The organism is Streptomyces sp. NPDC050674 (assembly GCF_040654575.1).
In the GTDB taxonomy this organism is placed as follows: Bacteria; Actinomycetota; Actinomycetes; order Streptomycetales; family Streptomycetaceae; genus Streptomyces.
In genome coordinates this window covers 456,720-468,685 of sequence record NZ_JBFAIG010000001.1, presented here as the reverse complement: position 1 = coordinate 468,685, position 11,966 = coordinate 456,720, and the positions used below count along the sequence as shown (strand labels likewise).

Genomic DNA, 11,966 nt, shown 5'->3' with positions numbered 1-11,966 from the left:
AGCGCTCACGCGCGCTGTTCAATGGAGCTGCACAGTCGCCCGAGCAGAGGAGCCGCCCGTGTCGTCCGCAGTCGTGCCGCCCGTCGGCGCGCGCATCCGGCAGGCGCGCCTGGAGCGCGGTACGAGTCTGCGCGCGCTGGCCCGTGAGGTCGGTGTGTCGGCGAGTCTGGTGTCGCAGATCGAGACCGGCAAGAGCCAGCCGTCCGTCAGCACGCTGTATGCGATCACCACGGCGCTGGGGATCTCCGTGGAGTCGCTCTTCGATGCCCACGAGGATGCCGGGGACGCCGCCGGGGACGGTGCCGGCCAGGCAGCCGGTGAGCGAGTAGGCCAGAGGGCCGCCGAGCCGGTCCGGGCGGGAGCCGGGGCCTCTCCCGCCGGCGCGTCCCCCGTCGCCCTGCGGCACGTCCCCGCCCCCGTGCCGCACGCCTTGGCCGCCTTCGCCGCCGATCCGGGGCGGCGGATCGGGCCCCTGGTCGGCGCCGGCGGGCGCGAGACGCTGGAGCTGGACTCGGGGGTCGTGTGGGAGCGGCTCGGGCGGGTTCCGGGCGCGGAGGCCGACTTCCTGCTGGTGACGTACCGGCCCGGCGGCTCGTCCTCCGGCTCGGGCGCGCTGATGCGGCACCCCGGCACCGAGTACGGCTATCTGACCGCCGGCGAGCTGATCCTCACCCTCGCCTTCGAGGAGTACACGCTGCGGCCGGGCGATGCCGTCTGCTTCGAGTCGACGACCCCCCACCGTTACCGCAACGATGGAGAGGTACCGGCCGTGGGCGTCTGGTTCGTCTCCCATGATGTTCAGTGACACTTGACACCCACCGCACTCGGGCGTTCACTCCGAAGTGGGGGTGGTCGCCATGGCGATCCGCACATATGGACCCAACGCCGTCGACTGGGAAGAGCGCGTCGACCTGGACCGGCTGCGCGGACAGCGGCTGGCCCGGCTGCACGAGTCGCTGAACCGTTCGGAGCTCGGCGCGGTGCTCGGCTTCGACTTCGCCAACATCCGCTACATGACGGCCACGCACATCGGCACCTGGGCGATGGACAAGCTGATCCGCTTCGCCCTGCTGGTGCGCGACGGCGAACCGGTCGTCTGGGACTTCGGTTCCGCCGCCCGCCACCACCAGCTGTACAACCCGTGGCTCGACTACAGCGACGGCAAGGGCGGCCCGCCCACCGGCGCCCGCGCCGGCATCTCCACCCTGCGCGGGGCCTTCCACCCGGAGGCGGGCATCGCCGAGGACGTGGCCGCCAAGATCGCCGCCGAGCTGCGCGAGCACGGCCTGGCGGACGAACCCCTCGGGGTCGACGTCGCCGAGATGCCGGTCCTGGCAGCGCTGCGCGCCGAGGGCATCGACGTCGTCGACGGGCAGCAGGTCTTCCTGGAAGCCCGCCGCGTCAAGACCGGCGACGAGATCGCCCTGCTCACCCAGGCCTGCGCCATGGTCGACGCGGCCTATGAGGAGCTGTACGGGCATCTGCGCCCGGGGGTGCGGGAGAACGAGTGCGTCGGCCTGGTCAGCAAGGTGCTGTACGACCTCGGCAGCGAGTACGTCGAAGGCGTCAACGCCATCTCGGGCGAGCGCTGTTCACCACACCCGCACGTCTACAGCGACCGGTTGATCCGCCCCGGCGACCCGGCCTTCTTCGACATCCTGCACAGCCACCTCGGCTACCGCACCTGCTACTACCGCACCTTCGCCGTGGGCAGCGCCTCGCCCGCGCAGTGGGACGCCTACGTGCGCTGCCGGGAGTACATGGACGAGGCGATCGCGCTGGTCCGGCCGGGCGCCACCACCGCCGACATCGTGCGGGTCTGGCCGCGCGCCGAGGAGTTCGGCTTCGCCGACGAGACCGCCGCCTTCGCCCTCCAGTACGGCCACGGCGTGGGCCTGTCCATCTGGGAGAAGCCGATCTTCAGCCGCCTGGTCTCCCTCGACCACCCCGAAGTCCTCGAAGAGGGCATGGTGTTCGCCCTGGAGACGTACTGGCCGGCCGCCGACGGCTGGTCCGCCGCCCGCATCGAGGAGGAGCTGGTCGTCACCGCCGACGGGTGCGAGGTCATCACCAAGTTCCCGGCGGAGGAACTGCTCGTCGCGGGCCGCAAGTACTGGACCGTGGGCGGCGAGCTGAACACGCGGCGCGAGGCGCAGTCCCACCTCAACACCAAGGACCGCTGATGGACGCCACCGCCCTTCTCGACCGGTACGAGCGGATGAACGTCATCCGCCGGACGGAGAAGGCCGCCCACGACCTGTTCCTGCGAGGCCTCGTGAAGGGCACCACGCATCTGGCCGCCGGGCAGGAGGCGATCGCCGTGGGCGCGAGTGCCGCGCTGCGCCCGGACGACTATGTGTTCGCCACCTACAGGGGCCACCACCACGCCCTGGCCCGGGGCGCCACGCCCGAGGAGTGCCTCGCCGAGCTGATGAGCCGGGCGACCGGCCTGTGCAAGGCCAAGGGCGGCTCCATGCACCTGACCAAGGCGACGACCCACATGCTCGGCTCGTACGCCATCGTCGGCTCGCACCTGCCGATGGCGGTGGGAGCGGCCTGGTCGGCCCGGCTGCGCGGCACCGGGCAACTCGCGGTGGCCTTCTTCGGTGACGGCGCGACCAACATCGGCGCCTTCCACGAGTCGCTCAACCTGGCCGCCGTGTGGAGACTGCCGGTGCTGTTCGTGTGCGAGAACAACCTGTACATGGAATACACGCCGATCGCCGACGTCACCTCCGTGCCCCGTCCGGCCGCCGACCGGGCCCCCGCGCACGGCATCCCGGGCGAGGTCGTCGACGGCAACGACGTCGTGGCGGTCGAGGAGGCGGTGGGCCGGCTCGCGCGGCGGGCCCGGGCCGGAGACGGGCCCGCCGTGCTGGAGGCCGAGACCTACCGGCACTTCGGGCACAGCCGCGCCGACCCGGCGGCCTACCGTCCGGCCGAGGAGGTCGAACGGTGGCTCAAGCACGACCCGTTGGACCTCGCGCGGGGACGCCTGGCCGAACTGGGCGTGGCCGAGGAGACGCTCGCCGAGGCCGACGAGCGGGCCCGGGCCGTGGTGGAGCGGGCCGTGGAGGCGGCGAAGGCGGCGCCGCCGCCGGATCCGCGCTCGGCACTGACCGACGTGTGGGCGGACGGAGGTGCCACATGGCGGACGTGATCACCTACCGGGAAGCGGTCGCCGAGGGCATCGCGCGCGAGATGCGGCGGGACGCGTCGGTGGTGTGCCTGGGCGAGGACATCGGGGCGGCCGGCGGGGTGTTCAAGACCACCACCGGGCTCTGGGAGGAGTTCGGTCCCGAGCGCGTCCGGGACACGCCCATCTCCGAACAGGCCATCATGGGCGCCGCGATGGGCGCCGCCATGACCGGCATGCGGCCCGTCGCGGAGATCATGTTCTCCGACTTCCTGGCCTGCTGCTGGGACTACCTCGCCAACGAGATCCCCAAGGTCCGCTACATGACCGGCGGCCAGGTGACCGTGCCCCTCGTCGTGCGCACCGCCAACGGCGGCGGGCTCGGCTTCGGCGCGCAGCACAGTCAGGCCACCGAGAACTGGGCGCTGACCGTCCCGGGGCTGAAGATCGCGGCGCCGGCGACACCCGCCGACGTCATCGGCATGATGGCGGCGGCGATCCGCAGCGACGACCCGGTGGTCTTCTTCGAGCACAAGGCACTGCTCGCGACCAAGGGCCCACCGCCGCCGCCCGGTCACCTCGTCGAACTGGGCCGGGCCGCGGTCGTCCGTGAGGGCGGTGACGTCACGCTCGTCGCGCTCGCCTCGACGGTCCCCCTGGCCCTGACGGCCGCCGGGGTGCTGGCGGAGGAGGGCATCGAGGCGGAGGTGGTCGACCTGCGCTGTCTGGTCCCGCTGGACGCCGCGACCGTCCTCGGTTCGCTGCGCAGGACGTCCCGGCTCGTCACCGTCGAGGAGAACCCGTACCAGGGCGGCTGGGGCGCCACCGTCGTCTCGGTCGTCGCCGACGAGGGATTCGGCCTGCTGGACGCGCCCGTGCGGCGGGTGGCGGGGGAGTGCGTGCCGCTGCCCTTCGCCGACGCGCTGGAGGAGCAGGTCGTCCCCACCGTCGACAAGCTCGTCGCGGAGGTCCGCCGCCTCGCCGCCTACTGAGCCGCACACCCGCCACCGCACACCCCATGGGAGGAAGCGCGATGACCACCAGGACACTGCTGCGCTCCGGTCACGTGATCTCGATGGACCCGGACATCGGGGACCTGCCCCAGGGGGACGTCCTCGTCGAGGACGGCAGGATCGCGGCCGTCGAGCCCGAGATCAGCGCCGACGCCGAGATCCTCGACATGACCGGCCACATCGTGATCCCCGGCTTCGTCGACACCCACCGCCACACCTGGGAGGCCCCCATCAGGGGCGTCGCCCCCGACGCCACCCTCGACGACTACTTCGTCGACATCCTCGACACCTTCGCCCCGCTGTACACACCCGAGGACGTCTACGCCGGCAACCTCGCGGGCGCGCTGGAGTGCCTGAACGCCGGCATCACCACCCTCGTCGACTGGTCGCACATCAACAACACCCCCGAACACCCCGACGCGGCGATCCAGGGCCTGGCGGAGTCCGGCATCCGGGCGCGGTACGCGTACGGCAGCGCCAACACCTCACTGGCGGACTACTGGTTCGACAGCACGATCGCCCTTCCGGCGGACGACGTACGGCGGATCAGGTCGGCGCACTTCGCCTCCGACGACGGGCTGTTGACCATGGGGCTGGCCACCCGCGGACCCGGCTTCTGCGTCGACGAGGTCGTCACGGCGGAGTGGGCCATGGCGCGCGAGCTGGGCCTGCCGATCACCGTGCACGTGGCCATGGGACGGCTGGCCGGCCGCTTCGGCATGGTGCGGCGACTGCACGACCTGGGGCTGCTCGGCCCGGACACCACTTACGTCCACAGCTGCTACCTCAGCGGCGAGGAGTGGCGGATGGTCGCCGACAGCGGTGGCACGGTGTCGGTCGCGCCGCAGGTGGAACTCCAGATGGGACACGGCTGGCCGCCCGTGATGGAGGCGATCGAGCACGGACTGCGGCCCTCGCTCAGCGTCGATGTCGTCACCACGGTGCCCGGCGACATGTTCACCCAGATCCGCGCGGCCTTCGGTGCCGAACGCGCCCGCCTCAACGCCGACTGCTGGCAGGCCAACATGCCGGCCCCCGACACCATGCTGACGGCACGTCAGATGCTGGAGATGGCCACGGTCAACGGCGCCCACGTCGCCGGTCTCGAGGACCGCACCGGCTCCCTCACCCCCGGCAAGCGCGCCGACGTCGTCGCGATCGACGCCACCGCCCCGAACGTCACCCCCGTGCACGACGCGACGGCCGCCGTGACCCTGTGCGCCGACGTGTCCAACGTGGACACCGTCCTCGTCGACGGCGTCATCCGCAAGCGCGACGGCAGGCTCCTCGGTGACACCGCACGCGCCCTGCGGCTCGTCGGGGAGTCCCGCGACCGGCTCCTCGCGGCGAAGGAGGCCAAGGGGGCCGAGGGAGCGAAGGCACCGGCATGACGCATCACCTGGTGCGCCACGCGGCCGAGCTGCCGGAGACGCCCCACGACGGCCGGGGGCACCGGCGCCGGGCCCTGGTCGGCGAGGAGGACGGCAGCGTCCACACCGGCTTCGGCCTGTGCGAACTGCTCCCGGACGGCCGGATACCCGCCCATGTGCACTCCTACGAGGAGACCTTCCTGGTCCTCGACGGAGCCGTGGTCCTCGATGTGCCCGAGGGCTCGTACCTGCTGGTGGAAGGCGACTACGGCCTGCTGCCGACCGGTGTTCCGCACTCCTGGCGCGGAGCCGGGGGCACCGGCGGCCGCTGGGCCGACATGCTGGCCCCGGTGCCGCGCGCCCGCTACGGACACGACACCCGGGCCGTGCCGGACCTGCCCGCGCGCGAGCCGGTCCGGGTGGACGTCCGCGACCCGCGCACCCGTTCCTTCGGCCATTTCGAGCCCGACCAGATGGACCCCGGCAAGCAGTCGCAGGACCTGCTGGCCGTCACCGCGAGCATGCGGACCGCGCTGCTGGTCTACAGCGGGATCACGGTGAAGATGATGATCGACGGCGATCTGGGCGCGGTCGCCTCGACGATGTTCATGGTGCAGTACGCGTCCGACGGGGTCATCGGCACCCACGACCACCCCTTCGAGGAGACCTATCTGATCCTGGAGGGTGTGGCCGAGGCAGGTCTCGACGGCGAGCGGTACCGGCTGGAACCCGGCGATCTGGCCTGGGCGGGCGTCGGTTGCGTGCACGGTTTCGTCAACGCCGGGCAGGGGCCGCTGCGCTGGCTGGAAACCCAGGCGCCGCAACCTCCGGCCCGGCACTCGTACCGGTTCACGCGGGACTGGGACTACCTGCGCGCGGCACTGGAGGGAAAATCATGAGCAGTGTGCTCGTCGTCGGCGGAACGTCCGGGATCGGGCTGGAGTTCGCCCGGTCGCGGGCCGCGAACGGAGACGACGTCGTTCTCACCGGCCGCGACACCCGGCGGGCCGAAGCGGTCGGCGAAGAGGTGGGCGCCCGTGGACTCGCCCTCGACCTGGCCCGGCCGCTGGAGATCGCGGCGGCCCTGGCCGGCCTGGGGCGCGTGGACCATCTGGTCATCGCGGGCGTCTCCCGCGACGACAACAAGGTGAGCGAGTACGACATCGACGCCGCCCTGCGCCTGGTCACCCTCAAACTCGTCGGCTACACCGAGGTCGTGCACACGCTGCGCGGCCGGCTGCACGAGGACAGCGCCATCGTGCTGTTCGGCGGCCAGGCCAAGGAGCGCCCCTACCCGGGCGCGACGACGGTGGCGACGGTCAACGCGGGGGTGCGCGGCCTGATGAACTCCCTGGCCGTGGAGCTCGCTCCCGTCCGGGTCAACGCCGTGCATCCCGGTGTCGTGGGCGACAGCCCGTACTGGCAGGCCAAGCCGGAGAAGGTGCTCGCCGCGCTGCGTACCGAGACACCGACGGGGCGGCTCGCCGCGATGGCGGACGTGGTCGACGCGGTGGATTTCCTGCTGCGCAACCGGTCGGTCAACGCGGCGGAACTGACGGTGGACGGGGGGTGGTTGCTCGGGTGAGGGCCTGCCGGTGCGGGAAAGCCGGCTGTCACCCGGCGCGCCGCAGAGTGTCCTCCACGACTTTCCTGTCCATCGCCGCCCGCACCAACGCGGCGGCGAGGACGGCCGGGCCGGTGTCCCCGGCCAGTTCGGTCAGGCGCTCGGGGTCCCTCGGCAGATTCAGCCGTTCGGCGCCGTCGAGGGCCTTGGCGTCCAGGTAGGGCGCCGCCTCCGGCCAGACGCCCTGCGCCTCGCGCAGGAAGATGCCGGCTCCGGCCGGCCCCACCCCGGGGAACTCCTGGAGCAGACGGCGCAGTTCGGAGACCTCGCCGTCCGCCTCGCGGCGCAGCCGCCGCAGGTCGCCGGCCCACCGCTCGTTCAACAGCACGGCGCCTTCCCCGAGTTGGGTGGCCGTGCGTTCGTCGTAGCGCCGGTAGCCGCCCCGGCCCAGCGCGCCGACCCGTTCCCGCCGCCCGGACCGCGCCATGCGCCGCGGATCGCGCAGCCCCGCCTCGTGCAGGGCACGGGCGGTGGCCAGCGCGATCGAGCCGCGGATGCGGGCACCGAGCAGCTGGGACAGCACCAGCAGCCGGTACAGCGGCTGCGGGGTGTCCTTCAGCTCGATGCCGGCCTCGGCGGCGTAGGTCCGGCCGTGCGCGCCGACGAGTTCCCGTACCACGCGCTCCTGGCGGCCCAACGCCTATCCCTTGAGCGGGTCGTGCCCGACCGTCATCAGCCGGTGCCGGCGGCGGGTGTCCTCGGCCGTCACCTCGGGCTCGGGCTCGTTCTCCAGGTCCACCTGGTCGGTGACCGTGTCCACGACCTTCCGCATCACGCGCAGGTCGTCCTCGGTCAGGTCGGTGCGCCGCTTCTGGAGGATGGCCAGCACATGCTGCCCGGTGGCCGAACCCGCCTGGTCCGGCAGCGGCTCGGTGGCTTCGCCGGCGTCACGGACCCGCAGCCAGGCCGCGAGCTCCTGCGAGGTCATGTTCACCACGCGGTGGAAGTCCTCCCACAGCGCGTCGAGTTCGAGGGCGTCGGTCATCGTCTGCCCCTTCCGTGCGTACGTCGATGCTCGGTGCCGTTCTCCCGCCGGTCAGCGGGGGAAGTTCTCGGCGTCGAACATCCACCGCTGCTTCTCCAGCTCCGCGGTGATGCCGATCAGCAGGTCCTGGGTGACCGGGTCCGCCTTCTCGGTCGTGTCGATGCGCTCACGCAGCCGGCCCACGGCTTCCTGCAACGCGTCCACCATGACCTGCACGGCGTCCGAGTCGCGCACCCAGCCCTCCTGAGGGGCGGGCAGCGTGAAGGCCTTGGCCACGGTCTCCGGGCGGCCGTCCGGCGGGACGCCCAGCGCGGCGGACCGCTCCGCCACGGTGTCGGCGAAGTCCCGCGCCGTGGTCACCACCTCGTCCAGCTGGAGGTGGATGGACCGGAACCGCGGTCCGACGACGTTCCAGTGCGCCTGCTTGCCGACGAGCGAGAGCCCGAGCAGATCCACCAGGGTGTCCTGGAGCGCCTCGCAGGCGACCTTGCGGGCGTCGTCGGGCAGTGTGCTCCTCACAGCCGTCATAGGGCACTTCTCCTTCTCGCGTCGTTCCTCGTCGTCCGGAGCAGTGCGTCGCGCTCCTCCTCGCAGGTGCCGCCCCACACGCCCGAGGCCTGGCCGTTGCCCAGCGCGAAGCTCAGGCACTGGTCGGTCACCGGGCAGCGCGCGCAGATCCGCTTGGCGGCGCTCACATCGCGCAGGGCGGGGCCGGCGGTGCCGACGGGAAAGAACAACTCGGGGTCCTCGTCCACGCAGGCGGCGCTCCGCAACCACTCCATGAACGCGCGGGTGCCCCGGGCGCACTGGTGCAAACGCGACGCATGAGTCGTCCGGCCTGCGATTCGATCCGCCGGGAGTGCCGTAAGGCGCAGAATCTTCACAGGCGGCAGGTCGAGGGTCTATAGTCCGAAACTAGCAGTGCTAATTAATGCGCCGTGTGAGGAGCCTCTCGTGCGTCCCGTCCACTTCGCGGCCGCCCGCCGCACCCCCATCGGCAAGCTGCGGGGATCCCTCTCCCCGGTACGGCCCGACGACCTGGCCGCCACCGTCGTCCGCGCCCTGGTCGCCGCAGTGCCCGCGCTCGACCCGGCGCGCATCGACGACGTCTACTGGGGCGCCGCCAACCAGGCCGGTGAGGACAACCGCAACGTGGCCCGCATGGCCGCCCTGCTCGCGGGCCTGCCCGAGTCCGTGCCCGGTGCCACCGTCAACCGCCTGTGCGCCTCGGGTCTTGAGGCCGTGACCACGGCGGCCCGCACCATCGCCGCCGGCGAGGCCGACGTCGTGATCGCGGGCGGCTCCGAGTCGATGAGCCGCGCCCCCTTCGTCCTGCCCCGCCCCGACGAGGCCCTCCCGCACCGCATGGAGACCGTCGACACCCGCCTCGGCTGGCGGCTGGTCAACCCGGCGATGCGCGAACTGCACGGCCTGCTGGCCATGGGCGAGACGGCCGAGGAGGTCGCCACGCGGTACGGCATCCCGCGTGAACGACAGGACGACTTCGCGCTGCGCAGCCACCGGCTAGCCGCCCTGGCCCGCAAGAACGGCCACTTCGACGACGAACTCCTCCCCGTGGAACGCCCCGACGGCATGGTCGTCGACACCGACGAATGCGTCCGCGAGGACACCTCCCACGAGAAGCTCGCCCGGCTGAAGCCGGTCTTCCGCGACGGCGGCACGGTCACCGCCGGCAACGCCTCGCCGATGAACGACGGGGCCGCCGGCCTGCTCCTGGTCAGCGAGGAGGCCCTGAACGAACTGGGGCTGGAGTCTCTGGGCCGCTACGTCGCCGGGGCCTCCGCCGGAGTCCACCCCGACGTCATGGGCATCGGCCCGGTCCCCGCCACCCGCAAGGCCCTGGCCCGCGCCGGCTGGAGCGTCGGCGACCTGGAGGAGGCCGAGTTCAACGAGGCCTTCGCCGCCCAGGCCCTGGCCTGCGTGGACCAGCTCGGCATCGACCCCGACCTGGTCAACCCCAGCGGCGGCGCCATCGCCCTCGGCCACCCCCTGGGCTGCTCGGGCGCCCGCATCCTGACGACGCTGCTCCACCGGATGCGGCGTACCGGAGCGGGACGGGGACTGGCCACCATGTGCGTGGGAGTGGGACAGGGGAGCGCGATCCTCGTCGAACGGCCCTGACGGACCCGGGCGGCCCACCAGGCGAGACAGCGCTTACGGGCCCTGTTCGTTGCACATAGCATCGGTGTTCGCATGAACACCATGACGCTCTGGCACATCACCGGCTGGGAGTTCGCCGCCCTCGCCTTCGCGGCCCTGCTCGTCGGCTTCTCGAAGACCGCCGTGAGCGGGGCCAACACGGTCAGTCTCGCCGTCTTCGCCGCGGTGCTGCCCGCCCGCGCCTCCACCGGCGTCCTGCTGCCCATCCTGATCGCCGGGGACCTCCTGGCCGTCGCCACCTACCGGCGGCACGCCCACTGGCCGACGCTGTGGCGGCTGTTCCCGGCGGTCGCCGCGGGCGTCGTCGTCGGCACGGTGTTCCTGCTCTGGGCGGACGACGCCGTCGTGCGGACCTCGATCGGCGCGATCCTGCTGCTGATGGCGGCCGTGACGGTGTGGCGCCGCCGCACCGACGGCAAGGAACAGGAGCCGGAGTCGGTCACCACCCGCCCGGGCCGGCTCAAGGCCCGCTCCTACGGCGTCCTGGGCGGCTTCACCACCATGGTGGCCAACGCGGGCGGCCCGGTGATGTCGATGTACCTGCTCTCCGCGGGCTTCCGCAAGCTCGGCTTCCTCGGCACCTCGGCCTTCTTCTTTCTGATCGTCAACGTCTCCAAGCTGCCCTTCAGCGCGGGCCTCGGCCTGATCGACGGCCGCTCGCTGCTCCTGGACCTGGCCCTGGTGACCTTCGTCGTGCCCGGCGCGCTGCTCGGCACATGGGCCGTGCACCGGATCAACCAGCGGCTGTTCGAGCAGCTCGTCATCGCGGCGACCGTCGTGGGCGGTCTGCAACTGCTGCTGCGCTGAAACTACCGCCGCGCCGACTCCCGCAGCAGCGCCGGAAGGTCCGCGAAGGAGTCGATCACGTGGTCGGGAGTGCCGTCGGCGGCCCGCAGCGTCTCCGGCTGGAACTTCCCGGTCCGCACGAGCACCCCGGTGATGCCGGCCCGCTGCGCCGCCAGCACATCGGACTCCACGTCGTCCCCCACCATCACCGTCCGGTCCGCGTCCGCACCCAGCCGGGTCAGCGCCGACGCGAAGAACGCCCGCGCGGGTTTGCCCGTGATCTCCGCCTCCACCCGGGCGGCACGCTCCAGCCCGGCCAGGAACGCCCCGGAGTCCAGCCGCAGACCCTCCGCCGTACGCCAGTACAGGTTGCGGTGCATCGCCACCAGCCGGGCGCCGCGCTGGAGATGCCCGAAGGCCCGGTCGAGCGCCTCGTAACCGAACTCGGGACCGGCCCCGCCGACCAGGACGACGTCCGGCACGCTGCCGGTGTCGCCTGCCCCGACGACGGTGACACCGTCGAGGTCCTCGGCGATGTCACCGCTGTTCAGCAGCGCGCACCGGGCGCCGGGGCAGTGCTCGGCGAGGTACGCGGCGGTGGCGGCGGGCGCGGTGAGGATGTCCTCGGCGGACACCGCGAACCCCGCGTCCGCCAGCGCCCGGGCGATCGACGCCCGGGTGCGGGAGGTGGTGTTGGTGACCAGCAGGACGCCGAGCCCGGCCTCCCGGATCTCCCGCAACGCCTCGACGGCCCCGGGCAACGGCCGCCAGGACACGGTCAGCACTCCGTCGATGTCCACGAGCACGGCACGCACGGACTCCATGGCAGGACGATAACGACCGGGGGGCGTGATCGCCGGTCGGCACCCGG

General features: G+C 72.3%; 14 protein-coding genes. 9 read left to right on the top strand and 5 right to left on the bottom strand.

Annotated features, from left to right (window positions below):
* Positions 1–58 precede the first annotated feature (58 nt).
* From AB0I06_RS01910 to AB0I06_RS01880, 7 genes are read left to right on the top strand one after another with little or no spacing between them, the layout of a single operon-like run.
* Entirely contained in the window at positions 59–805 is a 747-nt protein-coding gene (locus AB0I06_RS01910) for an XRE family transcriptional regulator (RefSeq protein ID WP_363116756.1), read from the top strand.
* 52 nt (positions 806–857) lie between these two features.
* Positions 858–2,183: a Xaa-Pro peptidase family protein gene (locus AB0I06_RS01905; protein ID WP_363116755.1), complete on the top strand. Its 1,326-nt coding sequence runs from the start codon at positions 858–860 to the stop codon at positions 2,181–2,183.
* Positions 2,183–3,160, top strand: a complete 978-nt coding sequence (locus AB0I06_RS01900) for a thiamine pyrophosphate-dependent dehydrogenase E1 component subunit alpha (RefSeq protein ID WP_363116754.1) — start codon at positions 2,183–2,185, stop codon at positions 3,158–3,160. Before AB0I06_RS01905 ends, AB0I06_RS01900 begins: the two co-directional genes overlap by 1 nt.
* Positions 3,148–4,128 carry a pyruvate dehydrogenase complex E1 component subunit beta gene (locus tag AB0I06_RS01895; protein WP_363116753.1) on the top strand — a complete coding sequence of 327 codons (981 nt, stop codon included), beginning with the start codon at positions 3,148–3,150 and terminating at the stop codon, positions 4,126–4,128. The genes AB0I06_RS01900 and AB0I06_RS01895 overlap by 13 nt, the downstream gene beginning before the upstream one ends.
* 41 nt (positions 4,129–4,169) lie before the next feature.
* A complete protein-coding gene (locus tag AB0I06_RS01890) occupies positions 4,170–5,540 on the top strand; it encodes an amidohydrolase family protein (protein WP_363116752.1) in 1,371 nt (456 codons plus the stop codon).
* Positions 5,537–6,418 carry a cupin domain-containing protein gene (locus tag AB0I06_RS01885; protein ID WP_363116751.1) on the top strand — a complete coding sequence of 294 codons (882 nt, stop codon included), beginning with the start codon at positions 5,537–5,539 and terminating at the stop codon, positions 6,416–6,418. Before AB0I06_RS01890 ends, AB0I06_RS01885 begins: the two co-directional genes overlap by 4 nt.
* Positions 6,415–7,104 carry an SDR family oxidoreductase gene (locus AB0I06_RS01880; protein WP_363116750.1) on the top strand — a complete coding sequence of 230 codons (690 nt, stop codon included), beginning with the start codon at positions 6,415–6,417 and terminating at the stop codon, positions 7,102–7,104. The genes AB0I06_RS01885 and AB0I06_RS01880 overlap by 4 nt, the downstream gene beginning before the upstream one ends.
* Positions 7,105–7,132: 28 nt before the next feature.
* On the opposite strand, the gene AB0I06_RS01875 is transcribed toward AB0I06_RS01880, so the two are convergent.
* From AB0I06_RS01875 to AB0I06_RS01860, 4 genes are read right to left on the bottom strand one after another with little or no spacing between them, the layout of a single operon-like run.
* Entirely contained in the window at positions 7,133–7,780 is a 648-nt protein-coding gene (locus AB0I06_RS01875; RefSeq protein WP_363116749.1) for an endonuclease, read from the bottom strand.
* A 3-nt stretch (positions 7,781–7,783) separates the two neighbouring features.
* Positions 7,784–8,128, bottom strand: coding sequence for a DUF3140 domain-containing protein (locus AB0I06_RS01870; RefSeq protein WP_363116748.1), 345 nt, complete (start codon positions 8,126–8,128; stop codon positions 7,784–7,786).
* Positions 8,129–8,179: 51 nt separating this feature from the next.
* Positions 8,180–8,656: a DNA starvation/stationary phase protection protein gene (locus AB0I06_RS01865; protein ID WP_363116747.1), complete on the bottom strand. Its 477-nt coding sequence runs from the start codon at positions 8,654–8,656 to the stop codon at positions 8,180–8,182.
* Positions 8,653–8,910, bottom strand: coding sequence for a WhiB family transcriptional regulator (locus tag AB0I06_RS01860; RefSeq protein ID WP_363116746.1), 258 nt, complete (start codon positions 8,908–8,910; stop codon positions 8,653–8,655). Before AB0I06_RS01860 ends, AB0I06_RS01865 begins: the two co-directional genes overlap by 4 nt.
* 172 nt (positions 8,911–9,082) lie before the next feature.
* Between AB0I06_RS01860 and AB0I06_RS01855 the strand changes: the two genes are divergently transcribed.
* Both AB0I06_RS01855 and AB0I06_RS01850 read left to right on the top strand, forming a co-directional pair.
* Positions 9,083–10,270 (top strand): thiolase family protein, encoded by a 1,188-nt coding sequence (locus AB0I06_RS01855; RefSeq protein ID WP_363116745.1) that lies wholly within the window; start codon positions 9,083–9,085, stop codon positions 10,268–10,270.
* Positions 10,271–10,342: 72 nt separating this feature from the next.
* On the top strand, positions 10,343–11,116 hold the full coding sequence (locus tag AB0I06_RS01850) for a sulfite exporter TauE/SafE family protein (RefSeq protein WP_363116744.1): 774 nt from the start codon (positions 10,343–10,345) through the stop codon (positions 11,114–11,116).
* Positions 11,117–11,118: 2 nt separating this feature from the next.
* Here AB0I06_RS01850 and AB0I06_RS01845 read toward each other — a convergent pair whose 3' ends face one another.
* The gene (locus AB0I06_RS01845) at positions 11,119–11,919 is read right to left on the bottom strand and encodes an HAD-IIA family hydrolase (RefSeq protein WP_363116743.1); all 801 of its coding nucleotides are present in this window, start codon (positions 11,917–11,919) and stop codon (positions 11,119–11,121) included.
* Positions 11,920–11,966 lie beyond the last annotated feature (47 nt).